Annotated in this window: 11 protein-coding genes, 12 tRNA genes, 1 rRNA gene and 2 pseudogenes; 25 read left to right on the top strand and 1 reads right to left on the bottom strand. The window is 47.6% G+C overall.

All coding sequences use genetic code 11. The features are described 5' to 3' along the window. The first annotated feature begins 116 nt into the window (after positions 1 to 116). The 21 genes from rrf to ACFSUF_RS00105 all read left to right on the top strand — a co-directional run bounded on the left by rrf (position 117) and on the right by ACFSUF_RS00105 (position 12,804). Positions 117 to 233: ribosomal RNA gene (rrf, locus tag ACFSUF_RS00005) — 5S ribosomal RNA — on the top strand. Between the two features lie 46 nt (positions 234 to 279). Further along, positions 280 to 355, top strand: a tRNA-Asn gene (locus ACFSUF_RS00010). A 3-nt stretch (positions 356 to 358) separates the two neighbouring features. After that, positions 359 to 434: transfer RNA gene (locus ACFSUF_RS00015), tRNA-Thr, on the top strand. 13 nt (positions 435 to 447) lie between these two features. Next, positions 448 to 522, top strand: a tRNA-Glu gene (locus ACFSUF_RS00020). 105 nt (positions 523 to 627) lie between these two features. Beyond that, positions 628 to 703: transfer RNA gene (locus ACFSUF_RS00025), tRNA-Val, on the top strand. Between the two features lie 26 nt (positions 704 to 729). Further along, positions 730 to 805 (top strand) — tRNA-Thr (locus tag ACFSUF_RS00030). 15 nt (positions 806 to 820) lie between these two features. Continuing rightward, a tRNA-Gln gene (locus ACFSUF_RS00035) sits at positions 821 to 895 on the top strand. Positions 896 to 911: 16 nt separating this feature from the next. Then, a tRNA-Lys gene (locus ACFSUF_RS00040) sits at positions 912 to 987 on the top strand. Between the two features lie 38 nt (positions 988 to 1,025). Beyond that, positions 1,026 to 1,109 (top strand) — tRNA-Leu (locus tag ACFSUF_RS00045). 5 nt (positions 1,110 to 1,114) lie between these two features. Next, a tRNA-Gly gene (locus ACFSUF_RS00050) sits at positions 1,115 to 1,189 on the top strand. 8 nt (positions 1,190 to 1,197) lie between these two features. Next, a tRNA-Arg gene (locus ACFSUF_RS00055) sits at positions 1,198 to 1,274 on the top strand. 15 nt (positions 1,275 to 1,289) lie between these two features. Continuing rightward, a tRNA-Pro gene (locus ACFSUF_RS00060) sits at positions 1,290 to 1,366 on the top strand. Between the two features lie 7 nt (positions 1,367 to 1,373). Then, positions 1,374 to 1,447, top strand: a tRNA-Gly gene (locus ACFSUF_RS00065). A 194-nt stretch (positions 1,448 to 1,641) separates the two neighbouring features. Further along, the gene (gene ppc, locus ACFSUF_RS00070) at positions 1,642 to 4,431 is read left to right on the top strand and encodes a phosphoenolpyruvate carboxylase (RefSeq protein WP_377598906.1); all 2,790 of its coding nucleotides are present in this window, start codon (positions 1,642 to 1,644) and stop codon (positions 4,429 to 4,431) included. A 67-nt stretch (positions 4,432 to 4,498) separates the two neighbouring features. Next, entirely contained in the window at positions 4,499 to 5,071 is a 573-nt protein-coding gene (gene sigW / locus ACFSUF_RS00075) for an RNA polymerase sigma factor SigW (RefSeq protein WP_377598908.1), read from the top strand. Positions 5,072 to 5,141: 70 nt separating this feature from the next. After that, positions 5,142 to 5,753, top strand: a complete 612-nt coding sequence (locus ACFSUF_RS00080; RefSeq protein ID WP_377598910.1) for an anti-sigma factor — start codon at positions 5,142 to 5,144, stop codon at positions 5,751 to 5,753. Positions 5,754 to 5,926: 173 nt separating this feature from the next. Then, a complete protein-coding gene (cdaA, locus tag ACFSUF_RS00085; RefSeq protein ID WP_377598911.1) occupies positions 5,927 to 6,763 on the top strand; it encodes a diadenylate cyclase CdaA in 837 nt (278 codons plus the stop codon). After that, positions 6,760 to 8,262 carry a CdaR family protein gene (locus ACFSUF_RS00090; RefSeq protein WP_377598913.1) on the top strand — a complete coding sequence of 501 codons (1,503 nt, stop codon included), beginning with the start codon at positions 6,760 to 6,762 and terminating at the stop codon, positions 8,260 to 8,262. Before cdaA ends, ACFSUF_RS00090 begins: the two co-directional genes overlap by 4 nt. A gap of 103 nt (positions 8,263 to 8,365) precedes the next feature. Beyond that, positions 8,366 to 9,706: a phosphoglucosamine mutase gene (gene glmM, locus ACFSUF_RS00095; RefSeq protein WP_377598914.1), complete on the top strand. Its 1,341-nt coding sequence runs from the start codon at positions 8,366 to 8,368 to the stop codon at positions 9,704 to 9,706. A 730-nt stretch (positions 9,707 to 10,436) separates the two neighbouring features. After that, complete coding sequence (glmS, locus tag ACFSUF_RS00100; protein ID WP_377598915.1) at positions 10,437 to 12,266, top strand: glutamine--fructose-6-phosphate transaminase (isomerizing); 1,830 nt, start codon at positions 10,437 to 10,439, stop codon at positions 12,264 to 12,266. A 205-nt stretch (positions 12,267 to 12,471) separates the two neighbouring features. Further along, positions 12,472 to 12,804, top strand: coding sequence for a helix-turn-helix domain-containing protein (locus tag ACFSUF_RS00105; protein ID WP_377598917.1), 333 nt, complete (start codon positions 12,472 to 12,474; stop codon positions 12,802 to 12,804). Between the two features lie 404 nt (positions 12,805 to 13,208). Here the strand turns inward: ACFSUF_RS00105 and ACFSUF_RS00110 are convergent. Then, a pseudogene (locus ACFSUF_RS00110) lies at positions 13,209 to 13,637 on the bottom strand (IS110 family transposase); the annotation flags it as partial. 282 nt (positions 13,638 to 13,919) lie between these two features. Between ACFSUF_RS00110 and ACFSUF_RS00115 the strand changes: the two are divergent. The 4 genes and pseudogenes from ACFSUF_RS00115 to ACFSUF_RS00130 all read left to right on the top strand — a co-directional run. After that, positions 13,920 to 14,114, top strand: a pseudogene (locus tag ACFSUF_RS00115) (hypothetical protein); the annotation flags it as partial. A 370-nt stretch (positions 14,115 to 14,484) separates the two neighbouring features. Continuing rightward, positions 14,485 to 15,090: a hypothetical protein gene (locus ACFSUF_RS00120; RefSeq protein ID WP_377598919.1), complete on the top strand. Its 606-nt coding sequence runs from the start codon at positions 14,485 to 14,487 to the stop codon at positions 15,088 to 15,090. A 287-nt stretch (positions 15,091 to 15,377) separates the two neighbouring features. Continuing rightward, positions 15,378 to 16,391, top strand: a complete 1,014-nt coding sequence (locus ACFSUF_RS00125; protein ID WP_377598921.1) for a phosphotransferase enzyme family protein — start codon at positions 15,378 to 15,380, stop codon at positions 16,389 to 16,391. 52 nt (positions 16,392 to 16,443) lie between these two features. Continuing rightward, positions 16,444 to 17,427, top strand: a complete 984-nt coding sequence (locus tag ACFSUF_RS00130) for a phosphotransferase (protein WP_377598923.1) — start codon at positions 16,444 to 16,446, stop codon at positions 17,425 to 17,427. Positions 17,428 to 17,463 lie beyond the last annotated feature (36 nt).

A 17,463-nucleotide genomic window follows, 5' to 3' on the forward strand; every position in this document is an offset into this window, starting at 1 on the left:
ACGAATACTAATCGGTCGAGGGCTTATCCAAATACTCTGAATCAACAGAGTCTGCGCAGACTTACACTTTACTTCACATCCAGTTTTCAGGGTGCAAATCCTGAAACTCAATACCGTTTGGTAACAATGGCGAAAGGGAACCACGCGTACCCATCTCGAACACGACCGTTAAGCCTTTCAGCGCCGATGGTACTTGGACCGCAGGGTCCTGGGAGAGTAGGACGTTGCCAAGCGAACAACCATACTCTAACGTCGAAATTTGGCGTTCGGGTACTCTATTCCCTGATAGCTCAGTTGGTAGAGCACTCGACTGTTAATCGAGTTGTCACAGGTTCGAGTCCTGTTCGGGGAGCCACTTGCTCTCATAGCTCAGTAGGTAGAGTGCATCCATGGTAAGGATGAGGTCACCGGTTCGATCCCGGTTGAGAGCTCCAGTATTTTTAGCAAGGCCCGTTGGTCAAGGGGTTAAGACACCTCCCTTTCACGGAGGTAACAGGGGTTCGAATCCCCTACGGGTCACCATTAGTATTATTACTTCAAGTTTTGGACAAACTGGTTATGCACCAACATTTACAAGATGCAATTTGCTGCTGAATGTTGTATGATAGCCTTTGTGACCAAATGTATGGAGGCTTAGCTCAGCTGGGAGAGCATCTGCCTTACAAGCAGAGGGTCGGGGGTTCGATCCCCTCAGCCTCCACCATTATATTATCACTGAATGAATATTGTGCCGTTGTAGCTCAACTGGTAGAGCAACTGACTTGTAATCAGTAGGTTGGGGGTTCAAGTCCTCTCGACGGCACCACATCTGTTTTACCTTTGGGGATTAGCCAAGCGGTAAGGCAACGGACTTTGACTCCGTCATTCCAAGGTTCGAATCCTTGATCCCCAGCCATTTTCACTCTCATTGAGAGCCATTAGCTCAGTTGGTAGAGCACCTGACTTTTAATCAGGGTGTCGTAGGTTCGAGTCCTACATGGCTCACCATTTACCTTTCATGGTAAACAATATGCCTGAAACATTGTGCGCGTGTGGCGGAATTGGCAGACGCACTAGACTTAGGATCTAGCGCCTTTGGCGTGGGGGTTCAAGTCCCTCCACGCGCACCATTTATGCGGAAGTGGCTCAGCGGTAGAGCATCGCCTTGCCAAGGCGAGGGTCGCGGGTTCGATTCCCGTCTTCCGCTCCATTATTTTTGTGCCCTTAGCTCAGCTGGATAGAGCGTTTGACTACGAATCAAAAGGTCAGGAGTTCGAATCTCTTAGGGCACGCCATTATTTTATCATAGTCGGGATGTAGCTCAGCTTGGTAGAGCACCTGGTTTGGGACCAGGGGGTCGCATGTTCAAATCGTGTCATCCCGACCATTTTAATGCGGGTGTAGTTCAATGGTAGAACTTTAGCCTTCCAAGCTAATAGCGTGGGTTCGATTCCCATCACCCGCTCCATACATAAGCATACAAGACTCCGAGGGGAGTCTTTTTTTGTACCTTCATAACACTAAAGCCGCTTGTTTTAACAGTATGGAATAGGTTTTAATTAGCATATAAATTTTATTTATACGGAAGATTTTCTAGGGCATTTGTAGTATGATGATAAGAAATGTTTGCAATTGTCGAACAATTACGATGGAGGGGAAGACATGTCAGACCTGGCAGTGGTTACAAATAAGAATCAGCCTAATAATCTGCTGCGCCGGGATGTTCGTTTCTTGGGAAACATACTGGGTGAAGTTCTGGTCCATCAAGGCGGAACCGAACTTCTCGATATTGTAGAGAAAATTAGAGAGATGAGCAAATCACTTCGTGCGAATTTCGTTCCCAGCTTGTTTGAAGAATTTAAGAACACGATCCGCGGTCTTGAAGCGGACAACCGGCATCAAGTCATTCGTGCTTTTGCGATTTATTTTCAGTTGGTAAATATTGCGGAACAGAATCACCGGATCCGTCGCAAGCGGGATTACGAACGCTCTGCCGGGGAGAACATTCAACCTGGATCCATCGAAAGCGTCATCATGGAACTGAAAGACAGCAATATCCCTATGGAGGAAGTGCAGCAGCTGCTGCAGGGCATTTCCCTGGAGCTTGTAATGACCGCGCATCCAACGGAAGCGATGAGAAGAGCGGTATTGGCTATCCATAAACGTATTGCTGACGAAGTCATGCAATTAGACAATCCGACCATCACATACAGAGAACGTGAACAACTGCGCGAGAAGCTGCTGAATGAAGTCATTACCCTATGGCAAACGGATGAGCTGCGCGACCGGAAGCCGACGGTCATCGACGAAGTACGTAACGGCATGTATTATTTTGACCAGACTTTGTTCGATGTATTGCCTGATGTTTATCAGGAGCTGGAACGCTGCCTGGATAAATATTACCCGGGCCATGCATGGCATGTGCCTACGTATTTGCGGTTCGGCTCCTGGATTGGGGGCGACAGAGACGGCAACCCGTCCGTTACGGCGAAAATCACTTGGGAAACACTGAAGATGCACAGACAGCTGGTTTTGCATAAGTATGGCGAAATTCTCAAGGAACTTAACGGCGTGCTAAGCTTTAGTGCCAATTTGGTAGATGTAACCCCTGCCTTACTCGAGTCGATCGAGCAGGACCGGAAACAGATGGAAATCAAGAGCGTCGACCGTTGGCGCAACGAGAAGGAACCTTACCGCGTTAAGCTTTCTTATATGCGTGAGAAACTGATAAATACCGGTTTGGCGGATGCTCCCGCTTCTGCCAAGTACGGCAGTCCGCAAGAGCTAATTCAGGATTTGTCTACCATTGACCAAAGCTTGCGCAATCATTATGCCGATTTTGTGGCAGATTCCTATATTAAGAAAACGATCCGCCAAGTAGAACTGTTCGGTTTCCATTTAGTGGCGCTGGATGTCCGTCAGCACAGCAAAGAGCACGAGAATGCAATGACCGAGATTTTGGCTCATATGAATATTGTGAGTAATTATGCGGAGCTGGAAGAAGAAGCGAAAATTGAATTGCTTCATGAGCTTCTCAAAGACCCTAGGCCGCTGACTTCACCTTATGCTGAATATACAGAATCTACACAAGAGTGCCTGGATGTGTATAAGACGATTCAGGCAGCCCAGAAAGAATTTGGTGTAGATTGTATCTCCAGTTATCTAATCAGTATGACTCAGGGTGCGAGCGATATGCTGGAAGTCATGGTGTTTGCGAAAGAAGTGGGCTTATACCGAAGAGATGCGGAAGGCAAGGTTATTTGTACGTTGCAGTCCGTTCCTCTGTTCGAGACCATTGACGATCTGCATGCGGCTCCGGCCATCATGGATACCTTATTCAACATCCCGGCATACAGGCAAGGGGTGGAAGCTAAGGGCAATATGCATGAAATTATGCTCGGTTATTCCGACAGCAATAAAGACGGCGGTATGATTACAGCGAACTGGGAGCTGCGAGTGGCCCTAAACGAAATCACGAACACGGGCAACAAGCACGGCGTGAAGCTCAAGTTCTTCCACGGCCGCGGAGGCGCACTGGGCCGCGGAGGAATGCCGCTGAACCGCAGTATTCTAGCGCAGCCGGCCCACACGATTGGCGGAGGCATCAAGATCACGGAACAGGGTGAAGTGCTCTCCTCCCGCTATGCGATGCAGCCGATCGCGTACCGCAGTCTGGAGCAGGCGACTTCAGCCTTGATCACAGCCGCGCTGCTCGCACGCTACCCGCAAAGCCCCCAACAGGAGCACAAGTGGGATGCTATCATTAAACAGATTTCGGAAGCCGCACAGGAGAAGTATCAAGATCTGATCTTCCGGGATCCGGACTTCCTTAGCTTTTTCAAAGAGTCCACACCGCTGCCTGAGATTGGCGAGCTGAACATCGGCTCCCGTCCATCCAAGCGGAAGAACAGCGACCGGTTTGAGGATCTGCGTGCGATCCCATGGGTGTTCTCCTGGACGCAAAGCCGCTATTTGCTGCCTGCATGGTATGCAGCTGGTACGGCACTTCAAAGCTATTACAACGGCAATGAAGAGAACATGAAGACGCTGAGAACGATGTATGAGCAATCCTCGTTCTTCCGCACGATGATCGACAGCCTGCAGATGGCGCTGGCCAAAGCGGACTTGCTGATCGCCAAGGAATATGCGAATATGATTAAGAATAAAGAAACGGAACAGCGTATTTTCGGCGGAATTATGGAAGAATATAAGATAACGTCCGAACTGATTCTTATGATTACGGGACAGCAGGAAATTTTGGATAACGTACCGGTCATTCAGGAATCGATCCGGCTTCGTAATCCCTACGTTGACCCGCTGAGTTATTTGCAAGTACAGCTGATTACCGAACTGAGGGCTCTCCGTGAACAAGGCGAAGACGATCCGGACTTGCTCCGGGAAGTGCTTCTCACCATTAACGGCATAGCCGCAGGTCTTCGAAATACAGGTTGATCCAACAGAATGGCCGGAAGCCTATGCGGTTTTCGGCCTTTCTTTATGACAACCTTTCCTTGGGGGAATGGAAGTGAATGCAATGGATGCCCGACTGGCGCGTTTGGCACGCAACGGCGACCAATCGGCTTTCGCAGAGTTAGTGGGACTCTATAAAGACAAGATATACAATCTGGGCTACCGTATGCTCGGCAACCGGCAGGAAGCGGAAGATGTCGTACAGGAGACGTTCCTGCGCGTTTATTCGAATCTGGAGAGGTACGATGAAGCGCAGAAGTTTTCCACCTGGATTTTCAGAATCGGCACAAACCTGTGCATCGACCGGCTGCGGAAGAAGAAACCGGGTTATTCTCTAGATGCGGAGTTGAACGAAGGAGAAGGCACGGATATGTATTCAATGCTCCCTAGCAACGATCCCGGGCCCGAAAAGATGCTGCTGCTGACGGAGACACAGGATATGATTCACAAGGCCATCGAGGAGCTTCCGGCCAAATATAAATCAGCCGTAGTCCTAAAATATCTTCATGATCTGTCCCTTCAGGAAATCGGAGACATTTTAGGGGTTCCTGTTACCACGGTGAAAACAAGGGTGCATCGCGGAAGAGAATTTTTGCGCAAAAAAATGGAAGCCAAATTATGAAACATAAACCGGACCGGATCGTATGGTATAGAACAGTAAAAGTTTTATCTAACGAAAGGAGTGGCCTCTAATGGATTGCCGACAAGCCATCTCTTTAATACATGAATATCTTGACGGCGACCTCGATGCTCCCGGAACAGCCGAGTTGAACCGACATCTGGCCGAATGTGGCGATTGCAGCAAGCATTTTCAGGAGCTGGAACGCACTACAGCGCTCATGAGCCTGGTAACGCCGGAGAAAGCGCCCGACGACTTGACGGCCCGGATCATGGGGGCTCTGCCAGCCGCCCCTAGGAAGCCGCAGCGCCGCTGGACCCAGTGGGTACGGAAGCATCCTGCCATCTCTGCTGCAGCCGTGTTCCTGGTCGTTATGGCGAGCAGCTTCGCAAGCCTGTGGAATCAGGAAAGCGAGCTGATCGTGAAGGGAACCGACCTGAGCCAGGTGGTCATTCAAGGCGATACCGTCATCGTTCCCGAAGGCCATACCGTAGCAGGGAATTTAACCGTGGAGAACGGACAGACGCAAGTTTACGGTGACGTTGAAGGAGACCTTACGGTGATCGACGGCAGCATGAATCTAGCGTCTACCGCGCATATCGCAGGACATATTACGCAGGTTAATCAGGCGCTGGACTGGATTTGGTACAAGATCGGAACAACCTTCAACTCCATTACCAACTAGTCCCGGCGGAACAAATCAAGAACTCCCGTACCTATGGTTTCGGGAGTTTTTGTCTTGTGTTACAATAAGATTACAAAATCGGGAATCTCAGGATAGGAAGAGGCTGCCTGATAGACCCGGCATCATTTGGAGACTGTATAAAGGTAGGCAATAAGGGTTTTGGGGGCTCTTTTATGGATTATTTTGCTGGATATACCTGGCGTGGTGCCATTAAAGATATAATTGACATTCTCATTGTAAGCTATGTTATTTATAAAATTATCGTCCTGATCCGCGGAACCCGTGCTGTGCAGCTGCTGAAAGGGATTTTTGTCCTGATCTCCACATGGGCTCTAAGCATCTGGTTTAATTTGTATACGGTGAACTGGCTGATGAACCAGATGTTCACGTTCGGCGTGCTGGCGGTTATTATTATTTTTCAACCGGAGCTCCGCCGCGCATTGGAGCAATTGGGTCGGGGGAAGCTCTTCAGCCGCTCCTCAACGGAAGAGGATGAGCAGTTCAGCAAGCGGATCACTGATGTAATTACCTCTCTCAATGCGCTATCCCGGCGGAAAATCGGCGCCTTGATTGTTTTTGAGCGGGATACGGGGCTGACCGATTATATCGAATCCGGCATTCCGTTGGAATCGAAGATCAGCTCGGAAATGCTGATGAATATTTTTGTGCCGAATACGCCCTTGCATGACGGTGCGGTGATAATCCGCCGAAATCTCATTATGGCTGCCGGCTGCTATCTGCCGTTATCGGAGAACCCTTTTATCAGCAAAGAACTGGGGACCCGTCACCGGGCAGCGATCGGAATGAGCGAAGTATCGGATGCCGTATGTGTCGTGGTTTCGGAGGAAACGGGTCAGATTTCGCTGGCTATGAATGGACAAGTAGTCCGGGATATCAAGGAAGAGTCCCTGATTTCGAAGCTGTACGAAGAGCTGCGTCCAAATTCCAAAGGCGGCGGGAAGCGAAACAAACTGAGATCCTCTTTCCTGAAAGGGAGGGAGGAATCATGATGGATAAATGGCTGGAGAACTCGACCGTAGTCAAGATAACCGCTTTGGTGCTCGGGGTGCTGTTGTGGATGGTAGTTCATTTTAACCAGCAAAATACATCCGGTCCTCAGGTTCCTGCAGTACGTACAGATACGGTAACGGATGTCGCCATCTCTACCGTTGGAATCGATGCGGATCAATATTATGTCAGTGCTATAGAGCCTTCCAAGGTGACGCTGCGCCTGAGAGGGAAGCAGTCCGCGCTTGCGCGTGTCAGCCCGGGAGATACCCGTGTGGAGCTGAATTTATCCGGAGTAGATGAGGGAGTCCATACGCTGCCTTTGAAAGGGATCATCGATTCCTCCGGTGTCTCTATTCTGGAAATTCTGCCTTCCCATGTAACGGTTCGGGTGGAAGCGGTCCAGAAGAAGGAAATGCCTGTGGAAATCCAATGGACAGGCAGTCCGGCCGATGGGTTTAAAGCCGGTGAAGCGGTAATTACTCCATCAAAAGTGTATGTATCCGCGCCAAGCAGCCGTCAGGAGCTGATTGCCAGCGTGCGGGGGACGGTGGACTTGTCCGGTGCCGATGAAGCGATTCAGAGCCGGCAGGTAAAGCTGAGCGCCTATGACAGGAACGGCCACAAGGTGGATGCCATAATCACGCCTTCTGTAGTAGAAGTGGAAGTGCCGATCACATCTCCGCTGAAAATGGTACCGCTGCAGGTGAAGTTATCAGGCCGTATGCCGGATGGGTACAGCATTGCTTCCTTGACGCCTAATGTCGATCATGTTACCGTGTATGGGCCGCAGGAATACCTGAATACGCTTGAGCTTTATGACGGCCTTCAGATGGATCTGACCAAGCTTCAATTGACGAAGGACACAAAAGTGAAGCTGGAGATTCCGCTGCTCCCGGGTGCGGATAAGATAGAGCCGGCTTCGGTGGAATATGATATCCGGGTCGTTCCATCGGCTGAACGGACGATAAAGCAGGTTCCTGTGACGATCATCGGAGCGAATGACGAATTTATAACAAGTATAAGAGAGCCTGAGGGCAGTGTGATCGACGTTACAGTGGTAGGAGCGCCGGATTTAGTGGGAGCCTTAACGCAAAAGGATATCCAGGCGATTGCCAATGTGACGGATCTGCCGCCGGGAACGCACACCGTTCCGGTCATGCTCAACTTGCCTAGTTTGATTTATGCTAGCAGTGATTATAGCGGGCAGGCGAAGATTGAAATTCGGGCGAAGAAGGTTGCTGCGAATCCTAGTGTCCCGGCGGTCAAAGATCAGACGCCTGATCTTGGCGATACGTCAAGCCGGGACGAACCGGAAGCGCCTACTGACGAAAGCGGGGCCGGTAACGGTAACGGTAACGGGCAGACAACAGGCGATACGGATGCAGGTACTCCTGGGGACGGCGGCACGGGTACCAACTCCGTGTCGGATGGTTCCGAACCGGGCAGCGGGTACAACAGCGGAGATACGGAAAGTACGGGAAACAACGCAAACCCCTGATATTGGTATGGAACCATACGTAGGGGCATAGCGTTGTAAGACAGGTACTTTTACATGGGAGAGCAGGAATGACATATACGATGAAGGAGAGACTGGAATAGATATGGGGAAATATTTTGGTACAGACGGGGTAAGAGGGGTAGCCAATCAAGAATTGACTGCCGAATTAGCTTATAAAATCGGGCGCTGCGGAGGGTACGTGCTGACACGCCAGGCGGATAAGCCGAAAGTGATCATCGGGCAGGATACACGGATTTCCGGACCTATGCTGGAAGCATCGTTGACGGCGGGGCTGCTGTCTATCGGGGCGGATGTCATCCGGATCGGTGTCGTATCAACACCTGCGGTTGCTTATCTTACCCGTCTGCTTGGTGCGGATGCGGGTGTTATGATCTCGGCATCGCATAACCCGGTGCAGGATAACGGGATCAAGTTTTTCGGCGGGGACGGTTACAAGCTGTCTGATGAGACGGAGCTTGAAATCGAGCGCCTGATGGATGCGGAAACGGATGAACTGCCCCGCCCGGTAGGCGGAGCGCTGGGAACGGTAACTGTGGATGAGCAGGCGAAGTATCGTTTCCTGGATTATTTGAAAACAACGGTTTCAACCCGATTCGACGGGTTGAAAATTGTGCTGGATTGCGCCAACGGGTCGGCATACCAGCTGGCGCCTAAAGTATTCCGCGATTTGGGAGCGGAAGTGATCACGATCGGTGCTGAGCCGGACGGCCTGAACATAAACGAAGGATGCGGGTCTACCCATCCGGAGAACCTTCAGGCGGAAGTCGTGAAGCGCAAGGCGGATTTGGGTCTGTCGTTCGACGGCGACGCGGACCGCTTGATCGCTGTAGACGCTTCCGGTGAGGAAGTGGACGGCGACTTTATTTTGTGCATTTGCGCGGATGCCATGAACCGCAAAGGCAAGCTGAACCACAGCACCGTTGTGACGACGGTGATGAGCAACATCGGCTTCTTCAAGGCTGTGAAGGAGCTGGGCCTGCAGACCGCCAAAACGGCAGTCGGCGACCGTTACGTGATGGAGGAGATGCGCCGCGGCGGCTTCAACCTGGGCGGAGAGCAGTCCGGCCATGTGATCTTCCTGGATTACAACACGACGGGTGATGGCATTCTAACAGCGCTGCAGCTGGTTGCTACGGTGAAAGAATCCGGTAAATCGTTGGCAGAGCTGAGAACAATGATGCAGAAGTTCCCTCAGGTGCTGCTGAACGTGCGTGTTCAAGATAAGAGCAAGCTGAACGGCAACGCAGCGGTGGAAGGCGTGATCCGCGAAGTGGAAGAGGAGCTTGGCGAGAACGGCCGTGTGCTGGTGCGTCCGTCCGGAACCGAGTCGTTGATCCGCGTAATGGCGGAAGGCCCCGATAAAGATACGGTCGAAGCTTATGTAAATCGGATCGCTGAAGTAGTAAAGGCTGAGCTGGTTTAAGTTTGGCCGCATGGCAATTGGACAGGAAGAGTCCCCGGTTTCGGTGTCGGAATCGGGGGCTTTTTGGCGTAAAGAAAAGAATGGAAGAGATTCAAGGTGATTGAGTGCGTTTACATGAAAATAGGGTTGCAACTTGGCATCAAAATGAATAAGATGTTACTAGTACTCTAGAATGGAAAGGTGGGCCGCGGTTCCTAGTTTAACAAGCGCCAGAGCTTTGAAGGACATTTGTTACGGTTTCAAGTGCGGGAAAAGCAAGCTGCATTTGGGTCGTTTCGGGTGTACGGATCAGCTGACGAGGTGGAGGGGTTCGAAGTTTTCGGCGGGGGCCTCCCGGCTTTACATCCGAGCCGTAAGTTGGAAACAAATCGCCGCGGGCAACCGGGCGGACAAAGTTCCAATGAGGATGAGAGCATAGCGATGCACGTTGACGGACAACACCGGCAGAGGGCCAGGTGAGCGTCACGATGCTTATTTCGTGTGCATGATTTGCGGACCGCCGGTTTTAGTTTTGTTGGAGAGGGTTCGTCTATTGAATAGGACTTTTTGTATCGGTTGATTTTATAGATAGTTTTTAAGTGTTATATGGAAGCGGGCGAGTGGCGCCGGGAGCATGCTTTTTTGTGAAAAAAGCGGATCGGCAGCCTGGGTTTCTTATTGCCTTTTGGCGGAATCTCGGAACATTCGGCTCTTTGGACAATTTTATAAATTTATTGGAGGTTATTATACTATGTGCGGTATTGTTGGATATATTGGTCATCGTAATTCTCAGGAAATTTTGTTGGAAGGGCTGAAAAAGCTCGAATACCGCGGGTATGACTCTGCTGGGATCGCTGTATTTACGAAGAACGGGCTGGAAGTGAAGAAGGCCAAAGGGCGTTTGGCGGTACTGGAATCCGAGCTGACGGGGGCTCCTTTGGAGGGTTCTGCAGGGATCGGGCATACGCGTTGGGCGACTCACGGGAAGCCGTCTGATGTGAATTCGCATCCTCATACGGACAATTCTTCGAAGTTCTCGGTTGTACACAACGGAATCATTGAAAACTACTTGACGCTGAAAGAAGAACTGGCTGCGAAGGGCCATGTGTTCGTGTCGGAGACGGATACGGAGGTTATCGCGCATCTGGTGGCGGATGAGTATGACGGAGATATCGTGAAGGCTGTACAGCGTGCGGTGAAGCGCATGAGAGGCGCTTATGCCTTGGGCGTACTGACAGAGTATGAGCCGGATAAACTGGTGGCTGTGCGTTATGCAAGCCCTCTGGTAATCGGGGTCGGCGAAGGCGAGAACTTTATCGGTTCGGATATTCCGGCGATTTTGGAGTACACTCGCAATGTGTTTATTTTGAACGACGGTGACATGGCGATTTTGACAAGAAACGGCATCGATCTGCAGGATCTCGAAGGAAACCTTATTTCTCGGGAAATATTCCATGTCGATTGGGATCTGGTTACTGCGGAAAAAGCCGGATTTGATCACTTTATGCTAAAAGAAATCTACGAGCAGCCAAAAGCATACCGCGACACAATGGGTGCGCGTTTGAACGATGAAGGTACACGTGTGGTGCTGCCTGAGCTGAAAATGACGGAGGACGACATTCGTGCGATCCGCAACATTCACATCGTAGCATGCGGTACGGCGTACCATGCGGGTCTTGTCGGTAAGAGCGTAATCGAGAAGCTGGCACGCATTCCGGTTGAGACAGACGTAGCGTCCGAGTACCGTTACCGTTCACCAATTATCGGGAAAGACACACTGGTAATTGTCGTGTCCCAGTCCGGTGAGACAGCGGATACGTTGGCGGCTTTGCGTGAAGCACAGCGCTGCGGCGCGCGTGTGTTGGCGATCACAAACGTGGTCGGCTCGTCGGTTGCTCGCGAAGCGGACGACGTCATCACGACGTGGGCGGGGCCGGAGATCGCGGTAGCTTCGACGAAGGCGTACACGTCCCAGCTGATTGCGTTCTACCTGCTCGGCATTTACATGGCGCAGGTGCTTGGAACGCAGGAGGATGCTGCGGTAGCGGAGCTGCTGACAGCGATGCAGGCGCTGCCTGGCCAGGTTGAGGCGATTCTTGAGCAGTCGGAAGTGCTGAAAGCTTTTGCGGAGTCGATTGCGAAGCACGACAACCTGTTCTTCATCGGCCGCGGTCTGGATTACGCGGTAGCGGTTGAAGGTTCCCTGAAGCTGAAGGAGATCTCCTACATCCACTCCGAAGCGTACGCAGCGGGTGAGCTGAAACACGGTACGCTGGCCCTGATCGAAGAAGGTATCCCGGTGATCGCGTTGGCGACACAGGAAGAGCTGTTCGAGAAGACAGCGAGCAACATCAAGGAAGTCAAAGCTCGCGGCGCGCACGTTCTTGGCGTTGTGAACGAGGATGAGCTGGATCTGCGTAAATCCGTAGATGAAATCTTTGCGATTCCGAAGACGATGGCATTGTTGGCGCCGGCTTTAGCGGTTGTGCCTCTGCAGCTGCTGAGCTACTACGCGTCCCTTGCGCGCGGTAATGATGTTGATAAGCCGCGGAATTTGGCGAAGAGTGTTACGGTGGAGTAGGAACATTTGGTCTGTCACTTTAATTGTCAGATGATAAAGATGTCTGGAACCAGTAAAAGATGTCTGGAACCAGTAAAAAATGTGTGGAACCGATAAGCAAGATGATTGGACATCTAGAAGGGAGCCCGAGGGGAATAATTCGGCGCTCCCTTTTAATTTGAGTAGAAGTTAATTTTCATACGACTTCATGATGGTGGTGAAACGGATGAGTGGCATTGGCTATAGAATCAAATGTATACGAAAAGAGAATAATCTAAACCAAAGTCAGTTTGCAAAGAGTATAGGGATTTCTCAAGGGAATCTGAGTGAAATTGAAATGGGAAATAGTAATCCTTCTGCGGAAACATTAGTATCTATTCGAGCACAATATACTGTGAACTTAAATTGGTTATTAACCGGTGTCGCTGTAGACGATGGTATGACTTATGAAGATCAATTTGAGAAAAGGTTGATTGAAGTTTTTAGAAACCTTGATGATTATAACAAGAGCGAAATAATTGAGATTATAAAATTGAAAATAAAACTAAAAACATCATAGCGTGAGTTATTACAATGAAGTATTGTTTGCGACCATTAATGTTAAAACTAGAAAAGATAGTTGACTAACAAATATAGTTTGAAACCAACAAATAAATATGGCAACTGATGAAATAGCCTGCTGGGCAAACCGGCAGGCTATTTTTCTTGGAGTAAGCAAATAGAACTCAAAAGCATGTCAATTGATTAATGTCAGTTGATAATAAAGTTGTAGACTGGAAAATAAAGTATTAGACTGAAAAAATATAGGTTTAGACTGACCTGTTGATCATTAAGCTCCCTCGAAATGATTCAATTTCCTCACTCAGACTCATGAATTCGCAGGATTTCACCCTTTTAGTTAAGCTGAGGAAAGGGTTGATGTGAAGCCGGTGGTTGGGAGGTGGAAAAAGGGCATGCGGGAATAAGGGGTAGGTAATATCCGTTTTTCATCATATCTGCAATGACTAGAGCGTCTTTACGATCGTTTTTAGACGGTGTATTATCTCGGTTTTCTTTGTTCTTTTTAACGAGATGCGTATTAACAAGAACGGCTTCAATGCCTAGATCCATGAGCCAGCGTGCTAGGCTAAACCAGTAGTGGCCTGTAGGTTCCATTCCGACAATGACTTTGTTAAGCTTGTAGGTTTTGAGTAAATCCTGGATCCAGCGGCCTAACTGCTTGAACCCTTCAAGATGATTACCAAACTCCAGTGGATGGCCTAGGGCTATCCCACGAAAGCTGACAGCGCGTGCAACGTGAGCTTCCTGAGCGATATCTACGCCCACAACTAGATGATGAGCTGTAATGGTATCAATGAGTTGATTTTGCTTGTCTTGTGCCTTAAGCTTCATGATAGAGCGACCTCCTGATGTGGACTTAAAGGGCTTTTGACCCGTTGCATACTCCCATCGTACCGAGGCGCTCGTTTTTGTTCAAACAAGAAATTAATTGTTTTACAGGAATTCTAACGGAGAACGATAGTTTAATAAACGAATCTGAAGAAGCTGCTGGCGCTGGCCGGCGGCTTTATTACGTTAACGGAGCTTGATGCAACTTTATCATGTTTTACACGTTTTAACAGTAAAGGGAATATACGCAACCAATTATTGGTGTAAAAAGGATGGTCTTGCATAATGGCAGTAAAGTTATGTGTCAATTGTGGGGAATCAAACGTTGAAGGTTCCATCATATGTGTTGTTTGTGGTAATTCGCTTAAAGATGCACAAATGGAAGGCACCCCTAATGCTGTTAAAGACTATTCAGGAAACTCGACTCCTACAACATGCCAGCACTGTAATGAACTTTTGGCGCAAGGATCAGTAACGTGTAAATATTGTGGAACCGTAGTAACTAAGACAACAAAAGGTTCTCGTTATTATAGTGATCATATTTCATCTGACATGGGGGGAAGCGCAGGATCCTCACCTATGGAGACGTTTGGAAGAGGTTGCTTGTGGCTTATTCTTGGAACATTAGGATTGTTGCTGATCGCTTTTATTACCCGGAGTACGATTAATATTCCTTGGTACATATTTATCCCAATTGTGATTATCGTCTTCTGGATGGCTTCAAAGAAAAGCAAATAATGTGACTAGAATTGTTATGCTGAGTAAGACGGCACTTACCGTGTCTTCGCAAAAAAATATATAAGTCCCTATTACACTAACGATTAACGATAGCTCAAGCTGCTTATGAAAGGTGGTAAAGGCAATAGCAACACTTATTGCTCCAATCGACTGTTTCAAAAAGCAAAATGGGAGGGTTAAATTCACACTTATAACCTTACTATTAATAGCCGCCATTATTTTCTTTGCAAGAGCTTCATCATTACTACTGGCTGCATTCCAACTTACTTATCGTCATTGGGTCATATCGGTATACTTTTTCCTGTTGCTGCTTATGGTTACCGCATGTTCTTGTGGTCTTATAGCTTGTTTACAAATGTACAAGAAAAGGTTCGCTCTGTTGATTCGTACAGTCGGGACGATAGCACTGTTGGCAGCTGTTGGCTTTGGAGGTTTTTGGGGGAGTGTATTTTTATTATTTTATACTGCCAATATCAAGGAGCAGATCGTAGAGCGGAATGGCACAAAAATGCTTGCTGAAGTAAGTGCGTTTTTGGATGTAAATGTGTACTACTACGATTATAAAAACTGGTTTGTTCGAAGTGGAAAATACAGGATTGATGAGTGGTACGGAAACGGTGGATATAACCCGCTTAAAAATGAATTAAGGCGAGAGCCGATAACAGTAACGTATTACGATGAAAATGGAAATTACATAGGCGAGCGGCGCAATAGATGAGGTAAAGCCATTAAGCTATCGGAGAACTATAGTTTAACTTAACTTGGAGCAGTTTGCCGGTGGCAGCTGCTCCACTTTTCATTAAGCTAATGGGCAGGATAATTTAAACAATAGCCAATCTCAAACGTTCTTATATTTGAGGGGGATTTGGGTGAGCAGCTCTTTTTCAACGGGGTTTAATAAAGGATTTTTAAGTGGAAAAACAGCTTAAATAATAAATTACAGCGCGAACAACCTCATAGTTTGTTAAATTGAAAAGAGAACGTTTAACAAGGGGGGATTGCTTTATGAAAAATGGCTTTCTAATCAATACCGACGCAAATCGGATACTTACGTTGAAGCAAACGAAACATGCGGCTCTTAAAGCTTTGCAGGATTATGAGGTAGACTGGAATTCTATTCATTTCATCCAAATTTCTGAGCATGTAACCTTCCGTATAGAAAACGGCGAGGAAGAGAAATTCTTGCTTCGCATTCACCAGATAGATAAAACGAGTGAGGAAATCATCTCCGAACTTGAGTGGTTAGCAACTCTTAAGCGAAAGGGACTTGATGTGCCCGAAGCAATAGTGAACCGAGAAGGAGCTCTTGTCACACATACGGCGACAACCGATGGCCACCGTTATTATGTGACCCTTTTGAGATGGATCGAGGGTGAGCGCTTGGACAAAAAGGTGCTTACAGAGGAGAAAATCCGAAAAATGGGGGCATTAATGGCAAATCTTCACGAGGCAGCAGCTGATTTCCGTCCATACAACGGCTTTACACGTCCTGTTTGGGGTAGTGAAAGTTTCCATCGGGACTGGGAGCATTTGCAGCGGCATCACTCACATTTCATTTCTGATGAAGCTTTTGAATTATACACCATTGCCGCAGCTAAAGTGGCAAATCATCTTGAAACATTAAAACATCAAAAAAGGAATTATGGATTGATTCATGCAGATTTACACAACGGGAACGTCGTTTTTCGCGGCAACGAACCGTATGCCATCGATTTCGGTAGGTGTGGTTTTGGATTTCATCTCTACGACATAGCCCAGTCGATCATGGGGCTACTTCCTCACCAGAGAGAACTTTTCTTAGATGGGTATAAGCAGGTCAGGAAAATGGATGACGATGCCATCCCAATATTGGAATGCTTCTTTGTTATGTCAATCATCGAAGCATACAGCTTCCATGCTGAGACTACACTCGAGATTGAAAACTTGATTGAAGAGCAACCCTATGCACAAGCGATATTAAGAGGCTATATTAATGGGACACCGTTCATGTTCCATCCACTTGATGTCTTCTTAAGTTAGGGAGAGTAATTGAAATAATAATGATACTCAAAAGGAAGGTGTAGATTTGTTTATGTTTCCTGTTGCATACTCACTACTGTCTAAGCAAGCGCTATTGTCTTATATTAAAGACAATTATGAAGTTCAGGAGCCTATTAATTTAACTTATTACCTTAGAGGCATGAACGATACTTATATTTTAGAGACTGGGTCAGGTAAATTTGTCTTTAGAGTTTATCGTTCTGATAGAAGAAATAAATCGGATATTGCTTTTGAGTTAGATTTATTAAGTTATCTAAATGAGAATGATGTAAGCGTTTCTATGCCGATTACAAAAAAAGATGGTAGCATCATAAACGAGTTTTTTGTCATTGAGGGCGTGAAATACGGGGTTATGTTTAGTTTTGCTGAAGGTAATGAAAAGCCTATTCATGCCGAAGAAGATAGTTATTTCTTTGGAAAATCCGTTGCTCAAATTCATAAAGTTACTGATAATTTTAGAAGTGAACATGTAAGAGATGATCTGAATTTAGAGTATCTAATTGTGAAACCGCTTAACATAATTAAGTTACATATGGAACATCGTCAAGAGGATTACAATTTCATTTGTGAACTATTTTTAGCTCTAAAGGAACAATTAGAGTTGAAGATAGAAGAAGGACTAGATTGGGGTGTATGTCATGGGGACTTGCACGGTAACACAAATGTAGCATTCACGGACAACGGAAAACTGACACATTATGATTTCGATATTTCGGGTTATGGTTGGAGATCTTATGATATCGCAGAGTTTAGATTGGCGAGAGAAATTCACAGTGGTCATAACAATGGGGAAGCTGAAAGACTTTGGGGTGCTTTTTTAAAAGGATATAGGGACGTAAGAGATCTCAGTGAAAATGATGTTAACGTGGTTCCTATATTCGTCGCCTTAAGACAACTGTGGCTATTTGGTTTATGTTTTAGTGAATCAGAGGTAATAGGGGCAGCTGACTTTAATGATCGATTTATTGACAGTAAGATGGATTATTTCAGGAAATTAACTTCCATTAGTGATTGAGCTAACTGGGAACGATAGTTAAATAAAGGAAACTAA

The sequence above is a fragment of the Paenibacillus gansuensis genome (genome assembly GCF_042684925.1).
Taxonomy (GTDB): domain Bacteria; phylum Bacillota; class Bacilli; order Paenibacillales; family DY6; genus Paenibacillus_N; species Paenibacillus_N gansuensis.